This is a genomic window from Microbacterium sp. ZW T5_45, from assembly GCF_044987415.1.
In the GTDB taxonomy this organism is placed as follows: domain Bacteria; phylum Actinomycetota; class Actinomycetes; order Actinomycetales; family Microbacteriaceae; genus Microbacterium.
Window position 1 is genome coordinate 33,731 of the sequence record NZ_JBJDRJ010000022.1, and the last position, 22,342, is coordinate 56,072.

Here is a 22,342-nt window from a genome sequence, read left to right on the forward strand (position 1 = left end):
TCGGCGTGAATGGTCGGCACGTGACCGACAGACGAGTGAGGAGCATCACATGGTGCAGATCATCGAGACCATCGACGTCGACGTCCCCGTGAACGTCGCCTACAACCAGTGGACGCAGTTCGAGAGCTTTCCGCACTTCCTCGACGAGGTGGAGTCGATCTCGCAGATCGACGACACGCACACGCACTGGATCGTCAACGTCGCCGGGGCGACGCGCGAGTTCGACGCGGTGATCACCGAGCAGCATCCCGACGAGCGCGTCGCCTGGAACAGCATCGGCGGTGAGACCGAGCACGCCGGCGTCGTGACCTTCCACAAGCTCAGCGAGGGCACGACGAGGGTGAGTGTGCAGCTCGACTGGGAGCCGGAGGGTCTTCTCGAGAAGGTGGGTTCGCTCGTGGGTGCCGGCTCGCACGCCGTGAAGAAGGACTTGCAGAACTTCAAGGAGTTCATCGAGTCGCGCGGTGCCGAGACCGGCGCCTGGCGCGGCGACGTCGACGCCTGACCGCGAGACCGACAGAGGAGCCCGCCGTGCAGGATGCCGCACGGCGGGCTCCTCTTCGTCTGAGGTGGGGCAGGACTCCTCTGAGGCGCGGCGGCTGTCGAAGATAGGGAGGATGACTGATGTGGCGGGTGCGCCTCAGAGACGAGCGTAGGAGGTGCCGAAGAAGGAGAACCCCATGCTCGAGTACCTGCCCGTCGCCATCACACCGTTCACCGAGGACGAACTCGCGCGCCGCGTCGCGCGCCGCCGCCTCATCGCCGATCACGCGGATCAGATCGTTGCGCGGCGAACGGGCGTCGTGCGACGGATGCTGATGATCGTGGTTCGACGCGCCGACGGGCGGTCCCGCCACCGGGCGGCCGCGGCCGCCCGGTGAGCCTCGTCGTCCTGCAAGCCGGGATGCAAGCCGAGATGCAGGCGGGTGCGCACGCCTCTGTCGGTGGCGAGTGGCACGATGTGAACATGGCTCCGCCCGCTCCCAGTGCTCCGATGGTCGGCCGTGAGGCTGCCCTCGCACGGGCGCAGGCTCTGTTCGCGCGGACGAGCGAGGGGGTGCCCTCGGCCCTGCTGATCGAGGGCGAGGCGGGCATCGGCAAGTCGCGACTCCTCCGCGAGTTCACCGACAGCATCGCGGGCCGCGCGGACGTCCACGTCGGCTGGTGCCTCGACGTCGGCGCTGCCCGCTCGCCGTACGGCCCGCTGACCGGCATCCTCCGCTCCCTCGTGCGCCTGCTGGGGGCGGATGCCGTTCGCGAGGGCCTGGGATCGGGTGCGGATGCCCTCGCGATGCTCGTGCCCGAACTGGCCGCCGAAACCGACAGCGGCACCAGTCCCGAACGCCTGCGCGATGCCATCGCGACCATCATCGAGTGCGCGGCCGCCGAGGCGCCCCAGGTGCTCGTCGTCGAAGACCTGCACTGGGCCGACGACTCCACGCTCGCGATGCTCTCGTTCCTGCTGCGTACCCTCGCCCATGGGCGGGTCATGTTCGTGCTCACCTGCCGCTCGGACGACGTCCGACGCGGAGATCCGGTGAGCCGCTTCATCGGCGAGGCCGCCCGCGCACGGCTGATCGAACGCGAGGCCCTGACGCGGCTCGAGGTCCGGGAGGTCCGTGAGATCGCCGAGCAGATCCTCGGGCATCCGCTGAGCGAGGGCGCGCTCGCGCGCATGAACGCCCGTGCGGAGGGCATCCCCTTCTTCGTCGAGGAGATCGCCGGATGCTCGGCGGGGCCGTTGCCCGAGGGGCTTCGCGACCTCCTCCTCGCCCGCTTCGACCGTCTGGAGGAGCGGACGCGGCGGGTCGTGCAGGTCGCGTCCGGCGCGGAGCGCCCGCTTCCGCATCCGCTGCTCGCGCGGCTCGTGGAGCTTCCGGACGACGAACTCGATGATGCGGTGCGCGGGGCCGTGGACAGCGGCATCCTCGTGGTCGTCGACGACGAGTACCGCTTCCGGCATGCGCTGTTGCGCGAAGCCGTGCACGACGATCTGCTGCCGGGGGAGCGCTCCCGACTGCACCGCAGATACGCCGAGGCCCTCGCCGAGCACGCCGACGCCGACGATCAGGCGGCTCTCGCACATCATTGGAGTCTCGCGCAGGACGACCGTCGGGCGCTGAGCGCTGCGGTGAGCGCGATGCGGCGGGCGAAGTCGCAGTTCGCGTTCGCGAGCGCGGCGCGCCTCGGCGAGCTCGCCCTCGAACTGTGGCCGCGCGTGGACGACGCCGAGCAGGCCGCAGGGCTCGCCAGACTCGAGCTGCTGCTCGTGCTCGGGTCGATCCTCCGCAACGCCGGCGACGCCGAGCGTGCGTTGGCTGTCGTCGACCTCGCACTCTCCGAGCTCGACCCCGACGCGGATGATCCGCGCATGCACGCTCGACTGCTGCGCGACAAGGCCGCGTACACCAACGGTCTTGCGCGGCCCGGTGCGATCCCGCTGCTCCACCAGGCGCTCGAGATCCTCGAGAACCAGGTCGACGACGACCGCCTTCGGGCCACGGTGCTCAACAACCTCGCGAGCCGCTACCTGATCGTCGGCGCCCTTGAGCGCGCCCACACGTTCGCCGTCGAGGCCGGTGAGTTCGCGGCGCGTGCGGCCTCCGATCAAGAGGCGTCGATCGCTGCGAACATGCGCGGAGACGCGCGTGCACATCTCGGTCACATCGACGAGGCCATCAGCGAATATCGCGTCGCCCTGTCGCTCGCCGACGCGTCATCGGCGGAACTGCGGTACCGGGTGAACTACTCGGATCTGCTGACGCTGCTCGGCCGCTACCGCGAGGCGATCGAGGTCGCGGAAGAAGGGCTTGCGCGAGCGCGCGCCTTCGGCGTCGAGCGCACCTCGGGATCGATGCTCGCGCAGAACATCGCCGTGCCGCTGCTCGAACTGGGCGAGATCGAGCGGGTGGAGCGGATGCTGCCCCGCGAACTCGCGCAGGACACGCTGCCGATCTTCCGGTTGTACACGATCATGACCCGGGTGCAGGCGCTCGCGTGGCGAGGCCGCCATGAGCAGGCAGCCGACGTGCTCGAGGAATGGCTGCCGGCCTTCCGCGAGGCCGGGGAGGTCGAGCGGCAGCTCTGGTACGACAGCGTGATCATGCAGGTGGCGGTGGCCGAGAGCCGTGGCGATCTCGAGGCGGCGCTGGACGTCATTCTGCGGATGCTCGACGATGACGGGGCGCGCCTGCTGCATCAGCGGCGCCTGCTCCTGGAAGCCGGATGGCTCATCGCCGAGCTCAGGTCCCGACGCGTGGACGTCACTGACGCCGTCGCACGGGTGCGCGAGGGATGGGACACTCAGCCCGAGAGCCTGCGCGGGGGCGATTGGCGGCTCCTGCTCGAAGCGCTGTTGGCCCCTGACCCCGCCGCGCTGGCGCGGGCGGTCGAACTCGCCGACGGTGAGGACATGCCCGTGGTCTTCCGGGTCGTGACGAGGCTCGAACAGGCCCGACTGCATGTCGGCACGGGTGACCGGGCGGCGGCCTCGGCTCTGTTGACGAAGGCGGCCGGCATCGCGGACCGCCTCGGGCACGTTCGGCTGATCGACTCCGTCTCGTCGTTCGCCCACGAGGCCGGCCTGGATCCGGAACAGGACGATCGGGACCCCCTCACTGCCCGCGAACGGCAGGTGCTCGAGCTGATCAAAGAGGGACTCAGCAACAGACAGATCGCGGAGCGCCTCTTCATCAGTGCGAAGACGGTGAGCGTCCACGTGTCGGCCGTGCTGCGCAAGCTCGAGGTGAGCACACGCACCGAGGCGGCGCTGGCTGCGCGCTGAAGGACGGCGGGGGTCACGTCGACGGGCGCGCACGGCGCCTCCGGGTAATATTCCGAGAGTGAAGAGAGCCGTCCCCGCCCTGATCGTGACCCTGCTGGCGGTGGCATCCCTCGTCGCCTGTTCGCCGTCGGCATCCGACACGAAACCCGAGACGCAGGACGTCGTGCGCGTGCCCGCCGACGCCTCGCTGACGGATGCCGGCGCGCTGGTCGCCGACGGCGGCATCATCCTGATCTCCTCCGGCACCTACACGGAGAGTCTGGACGTGCGCGCCGACGACGTGACCGTGCGCGGCGAGGACCGCAACGGGGTGATCCTCGACGGCGAGCTGACACGAAGCAACGGCGTCGTCGCGACCGGCGAGCGCATCACGGTCGAGAACCTCACGGTGCGCAACTTCTTGCAGAACGGCGTGCTCATCACCGGCGTGACCGACGAGAACGGCGCGGGTGTCGCTCGCGGCCCCGACGGCTACCTGCCCGACCAGAGCCCGCCGCCCGTTCCCGGCTACCTCGTGCAGAGCGTCACCGCGAACAACAACGGCCTGTACGGCATCTACGCCTTCAACCGCACCGACGGCGTGATCCAGGACAACATCGCCAGCGGTGGCTCGGACTCGGGCATCTACGTCGGCCAGTGCGAGGAGTGCAACGCACTCGTCCAGAACAACGTGATCACCATGAACGCCGCCGGCCTCGAGCTCGCCAACGCCTCGGCCGTCACCGTCACGGGCAACCGCATCGTCGACAACCGCATCGGCATCAGCGTGCTCAGCAACTACCTCGAGGCGCACGGCCCGACGGCGGGCGTGCAGATCGTCGGCAACGTCATCTCCGACAACAACGCGGTCGAGACGCCCGAGCAGGCGGGCGGCGCGTTCGGCGTCGGTATCGGTCTGGGCGGAACGGTGGATGCCGTCGTCCGCGCGAACCTCATCACCGGGAACAGCTCCGTCGGCGTGTGGGTCACCTCATCCGAGGACTTCGCGCCGACCGGCACATCGGTCTCGGGCGACGCCTTCAGCGGGAACGCCCTCGACATCGCCTTCGCTCCGAGTGCGACGGCACCCGGGGCCGACAACTGCTTCGACATCGACTCGACCGTGACGGTCGAGCCGGCGGGTCTCAGCGGATGCGCGACCACAGGCGGCACGTTCGTGCAGCCCTCCGCTCCGGCCGGGATCATGTTCTCGAAGGTCGCCTTCCCCGCCGAGCGCCCCGGACTCGACAGCATGGACGACAAGCCCCGTACGCTTCCGGCCACGGTCGAGATGCCCGATCTGTCCACCGTCGAGATCCCTGCGGCCGACATGCTCGCCGACCCGATCTCGTGAGGCGCCTGATCGCGGCGGTCGCCGCACTCGCGGCATCCGTCGTCCTCCTCACCGGCTGCCAATCCGGGCTCTCGGAGACCGGTGAACCGCTCACGATCGAGCAGTCCGAACTTCTCGCGCAGACGCGCTTCCAGGTCGCGAGTCAGGGCGAGGTCGCTCTCGAGATCAGCGTGCTGCCCGCCGACGACATCCAACATCTCGCCTTCGACGTCACGCTCGATCCCGAAGGCGCGGCCGCCTGGGGCACGATGTCGCGCGGACCCGAGGACCTGGCCGTCGACGAGACCGTGGCCTTCACCCCCGAGGTCTTCGCCGCGCTCTCGAACGGGCAGTGGCAGGCGGTGTCCTTCGCCGAGGGGCCGAGTGCCGCGCTCGCCGTGGTGTTCTCGCTCGGCGCCGATCGTCCAGAGAACGCGCAGCTGCTGCGGCAGTCCGATGCGACGTACCTCGGCACCGTCGACGTCGATGGCGAGCAGCAGCAGGTGTTCCGACTGCCCAGCGTCGACGGCGAGGGCGGGGCGTCGACGCGCATGTGGCTCGACGAGGACGGCCGGTTGAAGCGACTCGACGCGGGCGACGACGACCAGTTGGTCGTGCTGCTGACGGATGCCGAGCCGCAGGAGCGTCCGGACGGGCTCGACTCGCTGTTCGGGACGGATTCCGATGGCTGAGGAATCCTCGGGCACTCCGGAACGGGGTTCCGGCACGACGCGACGCGGATTCTTCCTCGCGGCCGGGACGGCAGCCGGCGCGGCCGCTGTCGCCGGGGCGAGCGGCTGGTTGTTGCGCGGGGTGTCAGGCGAGGGTGATGCGGCTGCTGCGCCCGCGCCGACGGCATCCGCGTCTCCGCTGCCGACCGCTGATCATCGTGCCGGGGTCACTTACCCCGCGGTCCCGCAACGGCACCTGATGCTGCGCGTCGTCGACGTCGCTGGAGTCGACTCCGCCGATCTGCCCGCGCTGGTGGCCTCGGCCGTCGATGCTCTGGGCGAGGTCCCCGCGGATGCCGGCGAGGTCACCGTCACTGTCGGGTATGCCCCGGAGCACGCGCTGGCGCTGTGGCCGGAGCGGGCTGCGGCGGCATCTGCTCTGCCCGCGTTCGCTCGCGACGACCCTGCGATGATCACAGGCGGTGATCTCGCGGTGCAGGTGTGCGCAGAGACGGCATCGGGCGCGCGCGACGCGTCGGAAGCCGTGATCGCCGCGCTCGGTGGACGGGTGCTGTGGGAGCAGGCGGGCTACCGCGATGCTCCGACGCCGCACGGCACGGCGCGCACGTCGACCGGCTTCATCGACGGCATCATCAATCCGCGCACTCCCGAGCTGCTCGCCGCAGGTGTGTGGGCGGATGCCGAGAACCACGACACCCATCTCGTCGTGCGGCGCATGTACATCGACGCCGCGTTCACCACTCGTCCTGTGGCGGAGCAGGAGCAGGCGATCGGCCGCTCCCGTGCCACCGGAGCCCCGCTGTCGGGCGGTGGACCCGACGACGAGGTCGATCTCTTCTCGAAGACCGCCGACGGGCGGCTGCTCACCCCCGCATCCGCGCACGCGCGGCGCGCGCATCCGACCAACATCGGCCGGGCGCTCATGCTGCGCCGCAGCTACAGTTTCGATCCGCCGAGCGGGGCGGGGCTCGTGTTCATCGCCTACGTCGCAGACCCGCAGACCTTCGTGCTCACCCAGCGTCGCCTCGACGAGATGGACGATCTGCTCGCGAACACGTCGACCGACGCATCGGGCTGCTTCTTCGTGCCGGGGTCCTGAGCCGCAGCATCCTCGGCGACGGACGGGAGATCAGCAGGGGCGCCGTCCAGATTCGCGTGCTACGCTGACGAAACGCATTGATGGACGTTCTGTCGGTGCGTGGACCGCGCAAGCGGTCCTTTTCAACAGAAAGTAGAAAACACATGGCCACTGGCACTGTGAAATGGTTCAACGCAGAAAAGGGCTTCGGCTTCATCGCTCCCGATGACGGCTCGGACGACCTCTTCGCCCACTACTCGGCTATCGCCGGCTCCGGTTTCAAGGAGCTCCGCGAGAACCAGAAGGTCGAATTCGACGCTGAGCGTGGCCCCAAGGGCATGCAGGCTGCGAACATCACCGCTCTCTGAGCGCTGCAGACTTCGGAACCGGTCGGATCCTTCGGGATCCGGCCGGTTTTGCGTTGCCGGGCGGTTCGCACATCGAAACGGCGGCGGCGGACGCACGCTCAAGATGAGGGTGACCTAACTTTCTGTTACATTAGGCCAGGCTTACCAAAGCCCTGGCGCCTCTCGCGCCGTGCCCCGACACCCCCACCCGAAAGGGAACGCCTGTGCGCACCTCTCGTCTTCTGGCCCTCGGCGCTTCTGTCGCCGTCGCCCTGAGCCTCACCGCCTGCTCCACCGCGAGCACCTCCGACACCTCCGATTCGGCGGCCGGCGGCAACCCGGCATCCGACGACGCCTTCCCCGTCACGATCGAGCATGTGTACGGCGAGACGACCATCACCGAGAAGCCCGAGCGCGTCGCCACGATCGCGTGGGCGAACCACGAGGTCCCCCTGGCCCTCGGCATCGTCCCGGTCGGTATGAGCAAGGCCACCTGGGGCGACGATGACGACAACGGCATCCTGCCCTGGGTCGAGGAGAAGATCGACGAGCTCGGCGGCGAAGAGCCCGTGCTCTTCGACGACGGCGACAGCATCGATTACGAGGCGATCGCCGACACGAACCCCGATGTGATCCTCGCGGCATACTCCGGACTGACCGAGGAGCAGTACGACACCCTCTCGAAGATCGCTCCCGTCGTCGCCTATCCCGAGCTCGCCTGGGGCACCACGGTCGACGACATGATCGAGCTCAACTCGAAGGCCCTGGGCCTCGAGGACGAGGGCGAGGCCCTCATCGAGGAGCTGAAGACCGAGTCAGAGGCTGCTCTCGAGGAGAACAGCGTGCTGAAGGACAAGAAGGTCCTCTTCGCGTACGTCGACCCGACCGACCTCAGCCAGATCGGCTACTACACCGCGATCGACACGCGCCCCGGCTTCCTGCACGACAACCTGGGACTGCCGCTCCCGTCGATCGTCGAGGAGAACGCCGACACCGACCAGTTCTACTTGAGCGAGAGCGCCGAGGCCGCGGACAAGTTCGCCGACGTCGACCTGTTCGTCACCTACGGCGACGAGGACTTCATCGCGACGCTGCAGGCAGACCCGCTGCTGTCGAAGATCCCGGCGATCGCCGAAGGGCGCATCGCGATCCTTCCGGATGCCACCCCCATCGCGGCATCCGCGAACCCGTCGCCGCTGTCGATCCCGTGGGGTCTCAGCGACTACCTCGCGATCCTCGCAGCGCCCCTCGCGGGCAAGTGATCCCTCGCTGAACCACTCGTGACCGCCGTCACCGCGCCCATGCCGGACGTCGCCGCTCTGCGGCGTCCGGCATGGGCGCGCACCCTCTGGCTGCTCGCCGGCCTGGGCGTTCTGGTCGTCCTCTGCATCCTGTCGATCTGCTTCGGCGTGCGCGCCGTGACCTTCGACGACATCGCCGCCGCGCTCTCGGGCCACGACGACACGATCGCGCAGGCGGCGATCATCAAGAGACTGCCGCGCACCGTGCTCGCTCTGCTCGTCGGGGCGGCGCTCGCGCTCGCCGGAGCGACCATGCAGGCCGTGACGCGAAATCCCATCGCCGATCCCGGCATCCTCGGCGTCACCAACGGGGCCTCGCTGGCCGTGGTGGTCGGACTCGCGGTCGGCGGACTCACCGACGCCTACAGCCAGATGGGCCTCGCGATCGTCGGCGCCGCGGCGGCGGCCGTCTTCGTCTACACGGTCGGCTCGCTCGGTCGCGGTGGTGCGACCCCGCTCAAGCTCGCCCTCGCCGGAGCCGCGACCTCCGCCGCCTTCGCCTCGCTGATCAGCGCGATCATGCTGCCGCGCGTCGACCTGCTGCAGGCTTACCAGTCCTGGCAGATCGGCGGGGTCGGCGGCGCGGAATGGCCGCGCATCGCGATCACCGCTCCCGTGCTCGCTCTCGGCGCGCTCATCTGCCTGGCCAGCGCTCGCGGTATGAACTCCCTCGCGCTCGGCGACGACATGGCGAAGGGCCTCGGCGAGAACGTCTTCCGCACGCGGCTGTTCTCGGCCCTCGGCGCGGTGATCCTCGCGGGAGCGGCGACCGCGATCGCCGGTCCGATCGGGTTCGTCGGCCTCGTCATCCCGCACATGTGCCGGATGCTCATCGGCACGGACCATCGCTGGTTGCTGCCCTTCTCCGCTCTGGCCGGCGCCGCACTGCTGCTTGCGAGCGACATCGTGGGGCGCGTGATCACCCCGTCCGCGGAGGAGATCCAGGTCGGCATCATCACCGCGATCATCGGTGCCCCGTTCTTCATCTGGATCGTCCGTCGGCAGAAGGTGCGTGAGCTGTGAGCATCCTGACCCGCCCCGAGACCGCGCAGGGCCGCGTGTCCACCGTCATCGCCGGGCGCCGCGCGCGTCACCGTCGCCACGCGATCGCGACGGTCGTGCTCGGCATCCTGCTGTTCGCGCTCTTCCTCACTGCGCTCATGATCGGCAACACGTTCTATCCGCTGGACGAAGTGCTGCAGGTGATGCTCGGGCACACGGTGCCGGGCGCATCGTTCACAGTGGGCGAGCTGCGCCTGCCGCGCGCCGTTCTCGCGGTGCTCTCGGGTCTCGCCTTCGGCATCGCCGGCGTCTGCTTCCAGACGCTGCTGCGGAACCCGCTCGCCTCGCCCGACATCATCGGCATCTCGAACGGCGCCGGCGCCGCAGCCGTGGTCGGCATCGTCGTGCTCTCGCTCAACGGCCCCGTCGTGTCGCTGCTGGCGCTCGCCGGCGCGGTGATCACTGCGGGCGCGATCTACCTGCTGTCGATCAAGAACGGCTTCGCCGGCTCCCGGCTGATCCTCATCGGCATCGGCATAGCCGCGATGCTGCAGAGCGTGATCTCCTACATCCTGTCGCGGGCCGCGAGCTGGGACATCCAGACCGCGATGCAGTGGCTTACCGGCAGCCTGAACAACGCCTCATGGGAACGCGTGCTTCCCCTGGCGATCGCCGCCCTCGTCATCGTGCCGCTGCTGCTCTCGCAGGGCCGAGCGCTCGGGGCCATGCAGCTCGGCGACGACTCGGCCATGGGGCTCGGCATCCGGGTCACGGCCACGCGTCTGCTGTTCATCCTCGGCGCGGTCGCGCTGCTCGCGTTCGCGACCGCGGCGACCGGTCCGATCGCGTTCGTGGCTTTCATGGCGGGACCCATCGCCGCACGGCTCACCGGTCCCGGCGCGAACCTGCTGCTGCCGAGCGGGTTCGTCGGCGCCGTGCTCGTGCTCGGCGGCGATCTGCTCGGCCAGTTCGCGTTCGGCGACCGGTACCCGGTCGGCGTGATCACCGGCGTGCTCGGCGCGCCGTATCTCATCTATCTGCTCATCCGCACCAACCGCTCCGGAGGCTCGCTGTGACCGAAGCGCACACCCTGTCGGCCGAGTCCGTGACCCTCGGGTACGGCGACCGCACGATCATCGACGGGCTCGACCTGAGACTCGCGCCCGGAAAGATCACCACGATCGTCGGAGCGAACGGATGCGGCAAATCGACGCTGCTGCGCTCGTTCGCGCGACTCCTTGCGCCGGACGCCGGGCGGATCGTGCTCGATGGGAAGTCGGTGCACGCGCGGCCGACCAAGGAGGTCGCCCGGGTGCTGGGGCTGCTGCCGCAGTCTCCGATCGCGCCCGAGGGAATCGCGGTCGCCGATCTCGTCGGGCGTGGTCGGCATCCGCATCAGAGGATGCTGTCGCGCTGGACCGCGCACGACTACGAGGTCGTCGCCGACGCGCTCGAGGCCACGGGCACCTCGGACCTCGCCGATCGCAGCGTCGATGAGCTGTCGGGTGGACAGCGCCAGCGCGTGTGGATCGCGATGGCGCTGGCGCAGGAGACCGACATCCTGCTGCTCGACGAGCCGACGACGTTCCTCGACGTGGCCCACCAGGTCGAGGTGCTCGATCTGCTCACCGATCTCAGCGTGTCTCGCGGCACGACGATCGTCATGGTGCTGCACGATCTCAACCTCGCCGCCCGCTACGCCGATGAACTCGTCGCGATGAAGGACGGACGGGTGCACGACGTCGGTGCGCCGAACGACATCGTCACCTCGGAGTTGGTGGAGGCCGTGTTCGGTCTCGCCAACCACGTCACCATCGACCCGGTGTCGGGGACGCCGCTGGTCACCCCGATCGGAAGGCATCATGTCCGCTGAGACCACGACCCGCCCGTACGCTCTTGTCCTCACCGAGGTGATCGCCGTCGAACGGGTGTCGGAGAGCTTCGTCAGGGTGAGGTTCGGAGGTGCGGACCTCGACTCGTTCGGCACGCCGGGCGACGTCTTCGACGCCAGGATCAAGATCATCTTCCCGCCGTCGCCCTACGCCGTGCCGCCGATCGATCGGGATGCCGACGACTGGTGGGGCTCATACCTCGCCGTGCCCGAGGAGGAGCGCGGATCGATGCGCACCTACTCGGTGCGCGAGTTGCGGGTGTCTCCCGAGGGGACGGAGCTGGTGGTCGACTTCGTGCTGCACCTGCAGCCGGGGCTCACTGGTCCCGCGTCTCTCTGGGCGAGCACGGCCGAGGTCGGACAGCCGGTGTTCATCGTCGGTCCGCGGCGCGGTGTGCCGGCGGAGCTGCACGGTGGCGCGGAGTTCCGCCCGGGTGCCGCGCGGTCGGTGCTGCTCGCGGGCGACGAGACCGCGGCTCCTGCGATCGCCCGGATCCTCGAGGACGCTCCCCGCGATCTGCGCGGTTCGGCGTTCATCGAGGTGCCCACGGCATCCGACATCCTGCCGATCGACGCGCCCGCCGGGGTCGAGGTCACGTGGCTGCCGCGTGCGGCCGACGCGCTGCACGGAGCTGCGCTGCTGCCTGCGGTGCTGTCGTATCTGGGCGATGCGCATGCGGCGGTCGAGGTCCGTGACATCGAGGGCGAAGACCTGCTGTGGGAGACGCCGGTGTACTCGGGGCTCGGTGAGACGGTGGCTCCGGTGGCGGATGCCGTCGCTGATCGGTACTTCTGGATCGCGGGGGAGAGCGGTGTTGTGACGACGCTGCGCCGGCACCTGGTGAAGGATCTCGGCATCGACCGTTCGCAGGTCGCGTTCATGGGGTACTGGCGCCGCGGGGTGGCGATGCGGGGCTGAGCTCGGGCTCGAACGTGCGGGTTCGATCACGTTCTGCCGCCCTGTTCTCGCGCCGGCTGGGTCGCCCACCCGGTGAGCGCGCCGGCCGGTCGGCGGGCGGATGCCGTACCGGCGAGCGGATGCCGTCCTGCCGAGCGGCCCCGCCGTATCGCCTACTTCGCGAGGAAGCCCTTCAGCGCGGCGTTGACCTCATCGGCGTGGGTCCAGAGCAGGCCGTGCGGGGCGCCCTCGACCTCGACGTACTCGGCATCCGGCACCGCCTGGCGGAAACGGCGGGCCGTCGCGTCGATCGGGAGGATGTTGTCCTTCGTGCCGTGCAGGATCAGGGTGGGCTTGCCGGACTCCCGAACCGCGTCGACGTCGCTGCGGAAGTCCTCGATCCACGTCGGGACGACCGCATATGCCGCGACCGGGGCGCTGGTGACCGAGAGGTTCCAGTTCGCGTCGACGACCTGCTGGCTGATGCGGGTGCCGAGGTTCTCGTCGAGGTTGTAGAAGTTCTTGTAGAACTCGGTGAACCAGGAGTAGCGGTCGCCCTTGGCTGCCGCTTCGATGCCGTCGAAGACCTCCTGCGGAACGCCGTCGGGGTTGTCGTCGCGCTGCACGAGGAAGGGCTCGAGCGAGGCGAGGAAGGCGAGCTTCGCGACGCGCTCGTGACCGTAGCGGCCGACGTAGCGGGCGAGCTCTCCGGTGCCCATCGAGAAGCCGACGAGCACGACGTCGCGCAGATCGAGCGTCTCGAGCACGGTGTTCAGGTCGGCGGCGAAGGTGTCGTAGTCGTACCCGGTGCCGACCTTCGAGGACTGGCCGAAGCCGCGGCGGTCGTAGGTGATGACGCGGTAGCCCTGGGCGAGCAGCTCGCGGGTCTGGCGCTCCCAGCTGTGGCCGTTGAGCGGATAGCCGTGGATCAGCACGACCGGCTGACCGGAACCCTGGTCTTCGTAGTAGAGCTCGATCGGGGTGGTGTTCTCGGTGCCGACGGTGATGTAACCCATGATCCTCATCCTTTCGATTCGGTGAGAACGATCGTTCTCGCCTGATGAATCTCACAGTAGAGAACGTTCGTTCTCGTGTCAAGTAGACTTCTGGACATGACCGAAGACGAGGCTCGCGAACGCATCCTCTCCGCCGCGGAGGAGCTCTATTACCGCAAGGGTTACGCGGCCGTCGGCATGGACGAGCTGCGAGCGCAGGCCGGCGTGTCGCTGCGCCGGCTCTACAACCTCTTCCCGGCGAAGACCGACATCGTCGCCGCGGTGCTCGCCCGCAAGCATGCCGAGTGGGAGAGCGGGCTGACGTCGGCGGTGACGGATGCTGGAGATGACGCGCGCACCCGCCTGCTCGCGGTCTACGGCTACCTCGAGGCCTGGTTCTGCACCGACGACTTCCGCGGATGCGCGTTCATCAACGCATTCGGAGAGCTCGGCGGCACGAATCCCGAAGTCGCCGAGATCGTGCGCTCGCACAAGGCGTCGTTCCAGGAGTACATGGCCGGGCTCGTCGCGGGAGCCGGTGCGTCGCCGCTGCTCGCCGCGCAGCTCTCGATCCTCGCCGAGGGGGCGCAGAGCACGGCGGCGATCTCGGCGGATCCGCGGGTCGCCGCGCAGGCCCGACAGGCGGCGGAGGTGCTGATCGACGCGGCGGTGGCGGCCCGCTGAGCGAGGGGCCGTGCGCCGGATTCGGAGAACCGCACGTTGTTCGGATGCGTGAATCGCTCGAGGACCTCCATCACCCGCCGGCTCATATCCCCGTACAGCTCATAATTCGACGAGACAGCCGCGAGGTTAAGGCGCTGCGCGTGCGGGCGCAGCTCAAACCATGGCTTGCCGAGATCCAGACCGAGGGCCTTCGCCTCCTTGGATGCAGCGACGACCATCCCGTCGTTATTGCTTAGAGCGACGAGGGGCCGGCCCTCCAGCGACGGATCAAAGACCCGCTCGAACGAGGCATAGGCCGAGTTGACGTCGACGTGCGCAAGCACGCTCGATCACCGCAGGTGATGGATGCAGTACGTCGCGACGCCCCACACCTGCAGATCGCTGAGCTCCGGCACGACGATGTCCGGATGCTCCGCGTTCTCGGACCGCAGCATGGCGCCTGCCGGTGTCAGCTCCAGACGCTTCACGGTCAGCTCGCCGTCGAGAACCGCCACGATGACATCGCCGCTCTGCGGATGCTTGGACCGATCGACCAGGAGCTCATCACCGTCGCTGATGCCGGCGCCCGTCATCGAGTGACCAGATGCCCGAACGATGAACGTCGCGGCCTGGTCGTCAATGAGCATGTCCGTGAGCGAAATCGGACCGTCGTAGTAGTCCTGCGCAGGAGAGGGGAAACCACATGCGATGGAGACAGGGGCTAGAACAAGCGTCGATACGGCATCCGTATCGACGCTGCGAGGCAAGGTCGCGAGCATGAAGCCTCCAACGCCAGAACTTAAGAACGATACTCAAGTATGCGCGTACGATGCGACATTCGTATATTTTGCTGATTACGGTTGCGCGTCCTCTCAGCGGCTAAGCCGAGAGCGCTGCATCATCTCCGTCACTGAGGAGACGTTACCGATGAACGCGATGTCATCCGGTGAGCACTCCCAAGTGATCACGTACTCCTCATCGCGGCCGTTCACTGAGAACGTGACGAGACGCGGAACGAAGGGCGTTCCGTCAGTGCCGTGCTGTGTTGGGTTTGCGCTGATCGCATTGAGCTCACGCTCTGCTGCCTGGTACAGCGTCGGGTCGGATTCCCGCCAACGGCGCAGTCGGTCCTTCGTCTCGTCGCTGTACCTAAGAGTCATGGGTCAAGTATACCAGCCCAGTTTGGGCAGATTGGTTTGCTGACCTAACCCTAGTTTGGCACTTAACCGAAATGGGCGTAACCTATTAGGTGACCGAGGAGGATTCCCATGACGATGATCGAAATTGACGTTGACGATCGCGGGCGTGCGTCGTTGAAGAGTGCCGGAGTGGCGCCTGGTCGCTACCGCGTCTCACGGACCGCCGACGTATTCAAGCTCGAGCCGGTGCGGAGCTTCACTACAGCTGAGCTGCTCGCGCTCAGCGATCCTGCCGTGATCGCTGCTCATCGCGCCATACGTGAGACTCCGGAGCAGTTCACGCCAGCCGACGATCTGCCTTGAACTTCCAGTGCTGACATGCAATGAGGGCCCCGGTTACCGGGGCCCTCATTGCATGTCGGGCGTAGTGCTTCTACCTCGAGGTATGCAGCTTCGGGGCTCTCGTACGTCAAGAGGCCCTCTTCCCGGGAAGAGGGCCTCTTGGTCCTGCGCCTTGGTGCTTGCGCGGGAGCCCCACCGAAAGAGGATGGCTGCTCCTGGCGCTCACGTGCGGCTTGTAGGTGCCGCCCGAGGTGGTATCCACGCTATCCGAAAATTCGAGAAAATGGGGAGCATGTTTGATTTTGCTTAACTCATTACCCTACGCTTGCGTAACCCACTAATGAATTCCTCGTAGTTCAATGCTACTCCTTCGATTCAAAACGTCAAACGAGCACCTAGGGAGTCATCATGTCCATGGCGCAGCGGCGGGCACTCGACACGGCAAGGCGCCTGCAGTCCCAACGACATGGGCTGGGCAGCCCACTTCGAGACTCCTTCTTTGCGGCTACGAATCAAGGCAAGACCTCCTATCCGATGGCCGAGCTTCTGAGCTCACGTAGTGGAGCGTCGGGGGGAGGGCGGGGAGGGAAGACGCGCATCTTGCTCTACCTGAGCCTGCTGTGGGTAGCTGCTGGCGGCGATCATGCGTCACACCGTCCTGCTGCATTCTGGGCGGCACTCCTAGACCTAAACGACCCTGACGGGGCTGGCGCTCGCGCTATCCGTAGTAACTGGCAGGAGCTCGAGCACCGTGGGTTCGTAAAGATCACGCCTGGAGATACCTCCGGGGACGTGCCCACGATCGGCGCACTCCGCGAGGACAGATCTCGTAGGGCTTACACGATTCCCACTGGCAAGGGGGGCGACACCTACCGTCGTATCCCTGAAGCTGCTTGGCAGACGCTCTTTCACTCAGCGGACCTCACTGGCCCTGGCCTTGTGATGTACCTGATCTCGCTACGCACGTTCGGGCAAGCCCGTGGAGGCGACATCACGTTTCCTCGGAACTACGTCACAACCACATACGGCATCAGCGACTCCACTCGGAAGGCGGGCCTTCGCAACCTCGTAGATATCGGCGTCCTGACTTTCGAGGGCGTGAGTAGGGAGACGGGTGGCACCAACGCCCGCATGCGAGGTCGGAACATCTACTCTCTGCACCATCTTTACGTGCCAGCCGCCTCGTTCCCGACGCCGTGAGGACTTCTGACCGTTCCGTTAGATCCCGATTAAAAGATCCGAGTGTCAGTGAACGACCGCAGGGTGAAGTCTGCGGCGAAGAGAACGGCTGGAATCAGGAAGTAGAGCGCATCGAAGCGAAGAGCGAGCGATGAACGGACGCTCTTCTGTCCCGGTGCAAAGACAGACTCCCCTCGACTAGCAAGACGGAGCTGCGCGGCGAAGCCGAAGGACCCGGTCGTGATCACGATGAGCTCGAGAACGCGGATGAAGCCTTCAACGGCGCCTTCGCTGTCGAATACTCCGATTGCGACGCCCACGCCCCAGATGACGAACGCGACGATGAGGCCTGCGAGGGTGCGTGTCGTGACGTCCTTCCAGAAGCTTTCCTCCCGAACCCACTTCGCCGGGCCTCGGAGCGAGGAGGATGCGGCATCCTCGGCCGGCCTGATGTCGGCCTCGTCGACGGGACGCTCGTCAGGCAACGGCGGATCCGTCTTGCTCCTGCCGCCGCAATTTCCGCTGCTCCCAGGCGGCGAGGAGGAGGTGTCCGATCGTGGCCCCGATGGCGGCGGCCGCCCCGTCTATCGAGTCCTGTCGTGCCTGTGATTCAGCGGCGCGGATCACACCGAGTACCCGAGCGTTCTCCTGCCGGCGCCCAATCGCCTCTCCTGCACGCAGGCCGGCGCCGTAGATCTTCTGCTGATAGGTCATGGTGCCTCCCCATATCTGTGGAACCAGATCGTACCGCGCGGGCGTCGGCTGGTGACCGATAACGATCGTTTTTGGGCGGCGAGAGAGAGCAGCGCTTGATCCTCTCGACACGCCGCGATCTCTTCACCCGAAACCCGCACCCGAAACCAAACCCGCCCGAAATTGGCACTAGAGCGTTTTCGGGTGATTTGGTAGAATGGAAGGTGATCGGGAGAGGGGGCCATCATGGCCGCAGACTTCAATATCGAGGCACGTTGGCCTGAGCTGTTCGCCGGCCTCGACGAACGCACGCGGGAGATCGTTGTCGATTCCTTCGCCTCGAGCTGGCATGAGGGATGGGTCCCGAACCGCGACGACGTCGCAAACCTGACGGATCTCGTTCGGGGCGCGATCGACGAAGCCGAATACGATCGGCGGTCAGCGGTTCGGCGTAACGATCAGACCGCCGTTAGCTGATGTCCTCGCAGTTCCCCACATGGGACTCGTACCTGTGGGAACCGGGCGGGAACGTCCTGCGCAACCTGTTCTGGGAGCGCGATCGCTTCGCGCTCTCTCAGCGCGAGTATGCGGAGACCGCCAAGCAGCAGACCTTCATCGAGCTCGGATTGACGCAGATCCCGAGAACCGACGATGCCGACCACCTCCGGTCAATTCACAAGGCACTGTTCCACAACGTCTACGAGTGGGCGGGGGAGTACCGCACGGTGGGCATCAGCAAGCCGCCCACACATTTCGCCGCACCCGCTGACATCTCGCAGTACCTTGAGATAGCTCAGGGCCTCATCGCCGGCGCTGACTGGCCGTCGATGGATCGCGAGCAGTTCGCTCACACCACCGCTGAGGTCTTCGCTTACGTGAACCTGGCGCACCCGTTTCGAGAAGGCAACGGTCGAACGTCCAAGCTCTTCATGCAGCATGTCGCCGAGAAGAGTCCGTTCCAGATTCGATACGCACCAGAGATCTCTGGTGTGACGGCTCAGATCTGGAACCAGGCATCGATGATGTCTGCGCCTGACCTCGGCGGGTGGAAGCCGCATCCGGAGAGCCTGGTCCCGATCTTCCGGGCTCTCGCTGTTGAACGAAACCCGCAACAACGGATCGAGCGCAACCAGACCCAGGGTGAGCGACCGGCAGAGGGCCGCTCTCGGGACGCGACACGGCAGCGGCTGAGCGATCGAATCAAAGCCGAGAGCGGGCGCGACGTGCCTCGGAACCGACGCGATCCGAGAGGCCGGCCTCCGGAGAGAGGACAGGGACGATGAGCAACATGATTGGCTACGCCCGCGTGTCGACGAGGGAGCAGAACCCGGCCGCGCAGGAAGCGGAGCTGCGGGCTGCAGGGGCGGTGCGCGTGTTCGTGGACCATGGTGAGTCCAGCCGTGTGGCGGAGCGTCCGGAGTGGGTGGCGTGCCTCGACTACCTTCGCTCCGGCGACACTCTGGTCGTGCGGCGTCTCGACCGCATCGCCGGCAGTGAAGTCATGGCCATTCAGACGATCAGCGAGCTCCACGATCGTGGCATCAACATCAAGAGCCTCACGGAACCCGACATCGACACCACGACCCCGATGGGGCGTGCCCTATTCGGGATCGTCGCGGTGTTCGCGCAACTGCGCGTCGACACGATCCGAGAGAACACGAAGCGCGGGCTTGACCATGCTCGAGCGCAGGGGCGCGTCGGCGGCCGCCCGTCTGTGATGACACCGGAGCGCACGGCGCAGGCGCTCAAGATGCGCGCGCAGGGCCTCAGTATCCAGCGCATCGCCGATGTCCTCGGCGTTGGCAGCTCATCCGTCTCCCGGGCTCTGGACCGGGCCGCGCCGGCCCTGGTCGACCAATCTACGAATGGAGGTGCGTGATGACGCACAACGATGACCAGACCTTCGACCCGATGATCTACGACGCCATGCGCGAGCTCGAGACCCGTATCGGCGGGACCTACATCGCCTGGGCGCGAGAGGCTGCGACGCCGGCGGAAGCCGCGCACTGGAAGAACGAGATGTACAAGCTCAGCGACGAGGTGAGGGCCGTCGATTCTCGGAGCCGGTCGGCGATCAACGCGAAGCGGGAGCAACTGAGCGTGCTCCTCGCCTCCCTCCCGGTTCACGCGCCGGCGCTCAGCGCGTGACCGACAGGCTCAGCCAGGAGCAGCTTCAGCAGATCTTTCAGGTCGACGTCCGGGAGTACCTCGACCACCTGCGCAATCGGACCCCTCGAGATCCGGCGCAGCCGCCCCGCTTTGTGTCCGTCGGGGGACAACCAGGTGCCGGGAAGGGACGCGTCCTCGAGGACATCCACAATGCGCTGCCGGGGTCCGGCATCGTCAACGGCGACGAGCTGCGCCGATTCCATCCGGAGTACCTGCGCTTGATGCGCGAGGAACCGTTGCGCATGCCCGAGGTCACCGGCCCGGCATCCGGTCCGTGGGTGGGTATGGCGAACGAGCACCTGCGACGCCAGCAGGCGAGTGCGGTCGTCGAGACGACGCTGCGCGACGCCCCGATGCTGCAGGCAGAGTTCGCGGCGTTCAAGGGCGCCGGCTACGTCACTGAGCTGCGGGTGGTCGCCGTCCCCTTGGAGGTCTCCCGCGCGGCGACCGTGTCGCGCTATCTCGAGCAGGTCACCAACTATGGTGCTGGCCGATGGACGCCCGGCGCCGCTCACGACCTCGCGGCCGCGAACGTCACTGACACCGTTCGGACGCTCGTCAGCTCAGGACTCGTCGACCGTGTCGTGGTGCAGGATCGCGACGATCACGTGTTCCACGATGCCATCGTGTCGAGCGGCGGAATCACGCAGGGAGACGCTGCAGCGGCAGCGGTCGAGAACGCCCGCAACGTTGCTGCGATGACTCCGGAGCAGGCGCGGGCCTGGGTCGCGAACACCTCCGCTGTTCTCAGCGAGCGAGTCCGTCTGGGACAGAACGATCCTGATCTCGCACAGGTGGCGAAGCGACTCGCGACGACGGATGGAGCCGCGGTTGTCGGCCAGGCGTATCCGCGGGATCCCGTCGCGCAGCGGGAGGCTCTGAGCAGTCTGCAGCGCGCAGCGAGGCTCAGTCTGAGTGACCGCATCGAGAGCCGCACAACGGCTCTCAGAGACGCGCGAGCACCGAAGCCCGGTGACGTCCTTGGACGCGGGGACCATGGGCGAGGTTCAAGCCGCTAGAAGAGATCGCGGACGCGAAATCTTGGGCCGTCTCTGCGAGGGGAGACAGCGGACGATGCTGAGGTGTCGTGCACGTCCGCCTGAGTTGAGTTCCACTCGACGAGTCCGTGCATGGGCCGCGGATGCCGGGCGGAAGGGGACGGGCTCGCAGGACGCCGCGGCCTGTGTGCGGACGGATGCCCGGGGTCCCGCTGTCCACCTGTGGGCAGGACGAGCCCGAAGGAAGATAGCTCGTGCTGTCCACAGGTGGTCAGGGGGTTACGAGTCGGAATCGATGCGATGTCCCCGCATGGATCTATCATCGTGACCACACAAGACCGACGAGAGCGAACGGAGTCGACATCATGCTGATGGACGTCGCAGTGCGATTCCTCGCACCCGTTCTCATCGTTCTCGCCGGCCTCGTGATCGTGGTCGTGATTCATATTGTTGGCGGGGGCATCGGTGCGCTCGTCAGCGGCACGATCCGACTCGTCTTCGCCGTGCTACGCGGCGTCCTCGTAGGCCTGATCGCCCTCACTCGACTCATCGGGCGCGGCATCGCTCGCTTGTACCGGCGCATCCGCGTCTGACGTTCGCCGGGCCGGGGTCAGCGCAGACCGCTCAGCCTTCGACAGTTTGAACACCCGGGCCAGATCCGCGCGCGACAGATCGCCGGCATTCACCAACTCCTCGGCGAGCTTAGCTGCCGAATTGCTCGCGCGCCGCGCCTCGTCGATGGCGCTCGCGAATGCCTTCAACCGGCGCCGCTTGGCCTTCAGTTCGGCCTCGTCCTGATCCGGGGCGGATCGTCCGACTGTGGTGTGATCCTCCGAAGCGGATGCTCGCACCACCTCGCCCGCGGCACGTCAAGATCGCGAACTAGCTAGCTTGGCTAGCATTTCGCCAAGCGAGCGTCAAGGCCATGGCGCGATCAGGGCCCCGAGCGTACGGTGCGGGGCATGGAGACACAGACGAAGGGCATCGTCCGACAGAGCCTCGTGATCGCTGCGGCGGTGTTCATGCTGATCGCTGCTGCGGTCGGGGCAGGCGCCTTCGGCGGAGCATCCGTCGATGATCTGCAGAACGGCGCGCTCTCCGCGCAGGGCTCGTATCTCGCGCCCGCCGGACCCGCCTTCTCGATCTGGTCGCTCATCTATATCGGCCTCCTCGCGTACACGGTCTGGCAGGCGCTGCCGGCTCAGCGGACGGATGCTCGGCAGCAGGCCGTCGGCGGATGGATCGCGGTCTCGATGGTGCTCAACGGCCTGTGGCTCGTGACCGCACGATTCCTCACGCTCTGGCTGACCGTGATCGTGATCGCACTGCTGCTGGCGGTGCTGGCCGTCGTCATCGTGCAGCTCGGTCGGACGCGCCCGCGGAACCTCGCCGACCGCGTACTGACCGACGGTGCGAACGGCCTGCACTTCGGCTGGGTGACCATCGCGACGGTCGCGAACACCTCGGCCTTCTTCACTCAGATCGCACCGCAGAGCTGGGCGGAGCAGGCGGATGCCGTCGCTGTGGCCGTGCTCGTCGTCGTGCTCGTGATCGGCGTCGCCTCCGCATGGATCACCCGGCGCATCGCTCCGGCGCTCGCGACCGCATGGGGGCTGGCGTGGCTGGCGGTCGGCCGTCTGACGGATCAGCCCGAGAGTGCGCCGACCGGGATCGCAGCGATCATCGTGGCGGTGCTGCTCGTGGTCGCGGGCGTCGCCGGGGTGCTGCGTCGGCGGCGCGCCGAGAGCTGAGCCGAGACCCTTGCGCAGCATCCATCCGGGCGTTCTGCCGGGTCGATTCACGAACGTCGGGTGAGAAAGCGTGTTCTCACCCGACATTCGTACTTTCGCCCGACATTC

Annotated in this window: 26 protein-coding genes and 1 pseudogene; 20 read left to right on the plus strand and 7 right to left on the minus strand. The window is 67.2% G+C overall.

Annotation, left to right across the window (positions count from 1 at the left end; genetic code table 11):
* Positions 1-49: 49 nt before the first annotated feature.
* The 12 genes from ACI3KS_RS12185 to ACI3KS_RS12240 all read left to right on the plus strand — a co-directional run bounded on the left by ACI3KS_RS12185 (position 50) and on the right by ACI3KS_RS12240 (position 12,326).
* Positions 50-505 (plus strand): SRPBCC family protein, encoded by a 456-nt coding sequence (locus ACI3KS_RS12185; RefSeq protein ID WP_404918635.1) that lies wholly within the window; start codon positions 50-52, stop codon positions 503-505.
* Between the two features lie 175 nt (positions 506-680).
* The gene (locus ACI3KS_RS12190; protein WP_404918637.1) at positions 681-881 is read left to right on the plus strand and encodes a hypothetical protein; all 201 of its coding nucleotides are present in this window, start codon (positions 681-683) and stop codon (positions 879-881) included.
* 86 nt (positions 882-967) lie between these two features.
* A complete protein-coding gene (locus tag ACI3KS_RS12195; protein ID WP_404918639.1) occupies positions 968-3,784 on the plus strand; it encodes an ATP-binding protein in 2,817 nt (938 codons plus the stop codon).
* Between the two features lie 58 nt (positions 3,785-3,842).
* Positions 3,843-5,117 (plus strand): right-handed parallel beta-helix repeat-containing protein, encoded by a 1,275-nt coding sequence (locus ACI3KS_RS12200; protein ID WP_404918641.1) that lies wholly within the window; start codon positions 3,843-3,845, stop codon positions 5,115-5,117.
* Positions 5,114-5,788, plus strand: coding sequence for a hypothetical protein (locus ACI3KS_RS12205; protein ID WP_404918643.1), 675 nt, complete (start codon positions 5,114-5,116; stop codon positions 5,786-5,788). Before ACI3KS_RS12200 ends, ACI3KS_RS12205 begins: the two co-directional genes overlap by 4 nt.
* Complete coding sequence (locus tag ACI3KS_RS12210) at positions 5,781-6,887, plus strand: Dyp-type peroxidase (protein WP_404918645.1); 1,107 nt, start codon at positions 5,781-5,783, stop codon at positions 6,885-6,887. The genes ACI3KS_RS12205 and ACI3KS_RS12210 overlap by 8 nt, the downstream gene beginning before the upstream one ends.
* Positions 6,888-7,030: 143 nt before the next feature.
* On the plus strand, positions 7,031-7,234 hold the full coding sequence (locus tag ACI3KS_RS12215) for a cold-shock protein (protein ID WP_404918647.1): 204 nt from the start codon (positions 7,031-7,033) through the stop codon (positions 7,232-7,234).
* 203 nt (positions 7,235-7,437) lie between these two features.
* Complete coding sequence (locus ACI3KS_RS12220; protein WP_404918649.1) at positions 7,438-8,475, plus strand: iron-siderophore ABC transporter substrate-binding protein; 1,038 nt, start codon at positions 7,438-7,440, stop codon at positions 8,473-8,475.
* Positions 8,476-8,514: 39 nt separating this feature from the next.
* Positions 8,515-9,537, plus strand: coding sequence for a FecCD family ABC transporter permease (locus ACI3KS_RS12225; protein ID WP_404918695.1), 1,023 nt, complete (start codon positions 8,515-8,517; stop codon positions 9,535-9,537).
* Complete coding sequence (locus tag ACI3KS_RS12230; protein WP_404918651.1) at positions 9,534-10,592, plus strand: FecCD family ABC transporter permease; 1,059 nt, start codon at positions 9,534-9,536, stop codon at positions 10,590-10,592. The genes ACI3KS_RS12225 and ACI3KS_RS12230 overlap by 4 nt, the downstream gene beginning before the upstream one ends.
* Positions 10,589-11,389 carry an ABC transporter ATP-binding protein gene (locus ACI3KS_RS12235; RefSeq protein WP_404918653.1) on the plus strand — a complete coding sequence of 267 codons (801 nt, stop codon included), beginning with the start codon at positions 10,589-10,591 and terminating at the stop codon, positions 11,387-11,389. Before ACI3KS_RS12230 ends, ACI3KS_RS12235 begins: the two co-directional genes overlap by 4 nt.
* Positions 11,379-12,326, plus strand: a complete 948-nt coding sequence (locus tag ACI3KS_RS12240; protein WP_404918655.1) for a siderophore-interacting protein — start codon at positions 11,379-11,381, stop codon at positions 12,324-12,326. The genes ACI3KS_RS12235 and ACI3KS_RS12240 overlap by 11 nt, the downstream gene beginning before the upstream one ends.
* A 152-nt stretch (positions 12,327-12,478) precedes the next feature.
* Here the strand turns inward: ACI3KS_RS12240 and ACI3KS_RS12245 are convergent, their stop codons facing one another.
* Complete coding sequence (locus ACI3KS_RS12245; protein WP_404918657.1) at positions 12,479-13,321, minus strand: alpha/beta fold hydrolase; 843 nt, start codon at positions 13,319-13,321, stop codon at positions 12,479-12,481.
* A gap of 96 nt (positions 13,322-13,417) precedes the next feature.
* Between ACI3KS_RS12245 and ACI3KS_RS12250 the strand changes: the two genes are divergently transcribed.
* Positions 13,418-13,984 carry a TetR/AcrR family transcriptional regulator gene (locus ACI3KS_RS12250; protein WP_404918659.1) on the plus strand — a complete coding sequence of 189 codons (567 nt, stop codon included), beginning with the start codon at positions 13,418-13,420 and terminating at the stop codon, positions 13,982-13,984.
* 47 nt (positions 13,985-14,031) lie between these two features.
* Here ACI3KS_RS12250 and ACI3KS_RS12255 read toward each other — a convergent pair.
* The 3 genes and pseudogenes from ACI3KS_RS12255 to ACI3KS_RS12265 form a co-directional block, all read right to left on the minus strand.
* A pseudogene (locus ACI3KS_RS12255) lies at positions 14,032-14,307 on the minus strand (DNA polymerase V subunit UmuC); the annotation flags it as partial.
* A gap of 6 nt (positions 14,308-14,313) precedes the next feature.
* Positions 14,314-14,742 (minus strand): LexA family protein, encoded by a 429-nt coding sequence (locus tag ACI3KS_RS12260; RefSeq protein WP_404918661.1) that lies wholly within the window; start codon positions 14,740-14,742, stop codon positions 14,314-14,316.
* Between the two features lie 93 nt (positions 14,743-14,835).
* The gene (locus ACI3KS_RS12265) at positions 14,836-15,123 is read right to left on the minus strand and encodes a hypothetical protein (protein ID WP_404918663.1); all 288 of its coding nucleotides are present in this window, start codon (positions 15,121-15,123) and stop codon (positions 14,836-14,838) included.
* Between the two features lie 108 nt (positions 15,124-15,231).
* On the opposite strand from ACI3KS_RS12265, the gene ACI3KS_RS12270 reads away from it, so the two are divergent.
* The gene (locus ACI3KS_RS12270) at positions 15,232-15,465 is read left to right on the plus strand and encodes a hypothetical protein (protein WP_404918665.1); all 234 of its coding nucleotides are present in this window, start codon (positions 15,232-15,234) and stop codon (positions 15,463-15,465) included.
* Positions 15,466-16,673: 1,208 nt separating this feature from the next.
* Here ACI3KS_RS12270 and ACI3KS_RS12275 read toward each other — a convergent pair.
* Together ACI3KS_RS12275 and ACI3KS_RS12280 are read right to left on the minus strand one after the other, a co-directional pair.
* Positions 16,674-17,108, minus strand: a complete 435-nt coding sequence (locus tag ACI3KS_RS12275) for a hypothetical protein (RefSeq protein ID WP_404918667.1) — start codon at positions 17,106-17,108, stop codon at positions 16,674-16,676.
* Positions 17,101-17,337: a hypothetical protein gene (locus tag ACI3KS_RS12280; RefSeq protein WP_404918669.1), complete on the minus strand. Its 237-nt coding sequence runs from the start codon at positions 17,335-17,337 to the stop codon at positions 17,101-17,103. Before ACI3KS_RS12280 ends, ACI3KS_RS12275 begins: the two co-directional genes overlap by 8 nt.
* 225 nt (positions 17,338-17,562) lie before the next feature.
* On the opposite strand from ACI3KS_RS12280, the gene ACI3KS_RS12285 reads away from it, so the two are divergent.
* From ACI3KS_RS12285 to ACI3KS_RS12305, 5 genes are read left to right on the plus strand one after another with little or no spacing between them, the layout of a single operon-like run.
* Positions 17,563-17,793 (plus strand): hypothetical protein, encoded by a 231-nt coding sequence (locus tag ACI3KS_RS12285; RefSeq protein WP_404918671.1) that lies wholly within the window; start codon positions 17,563-17,565, stop codon positions 17,791-17,793.
* Complete coding sequence (locus ACI3KS_RS12290; protein ID WP_404918673.1) at positions 17,793-18,599, plus strand: Fic/DOC family protein; 807 nt, start codon at positions 17,793-17,795, stop codon at positions 18,597-18,599. Before ACI3KS_RS12285 ends, ACI3KS_RS12290 begins: the two co-directional genes overlap by 1 nt.
* A complete protein-coding gene (locus tag ACI3KS_RS12295) occupies positions 18,596-19,195 on the plus strand; it encodes a recombinase family protein (RefSeq protein WP_404918675.1) in 600 nt (199 codons plus the stop codon). The genes ACI3KS_RS12290 and ACI3KS_RS12295 overlap by 4 nt, the downstream gene beginning before the upstream one ends.
* Positions 19,195-19,464 (plus strand): hypothetical protein, encoded by a 270-nt coding sequence (locus ACI3KS_RS12300; protein WP_404918677.1) that lies wholly within the window; start codon positions 19,195-19,197, stop codon positions 19,462-19,464. The genes ACI3KS_RS12295 and ACI3KS_RS12300 overlap by 1 nt, the downstream gene beginning before the upstream one ends.
* Complete coding sequence (locus ACI3KS_RS12305; protein WP_404918679.1) at positions 19,461-20,504, plus strand: zeta toxin family protein; 1,044 nt, start codon at positions 19,461-19,463, stop codon at positions 20,502-20,504. The genes ACI3KS_RS12300 and ACI3KS_RS12305 overlap by 4 nt, the downstream gene beginning before the upstream one ends.
* A gap of 485 nt (positions 20,505-20,989) precedes the next feature.
* Here the strand turns inward: ACI3KS_RS12305 and ACI3KS_RS12310 are convergent, their stop codons facing one another.
* Positions 20,990-21,334, minus strand: a complete 345-nt coding sequence (locus ACI3KS_RS12310; protein ID WP_404918681.1) for a hypothetical protein — start codon at positions 21,332-21,334, stop codon at positions 20,990-20,992.
* A 111-nt stretch (positions 21,335-21,445) separates the two neighbouring features.
* On the opposite strand from ACI3KS_RS12310, the gene ACI3KS_RS12315 reads away from it, so the two are divergent.
* On the plus strand, positions 21,446-22,234 hold the full coding sequence (locus ACI3KS_RS12315) for a tryptophan-rich sensory protein (protein ID WP_404918683.1): 789 nt from the start codon (positions 21,446-21,448) through the stop codon (positions 22,232-22,234).
* Positions 22,235-22,342: the final 108 nt, after the last annotated feature.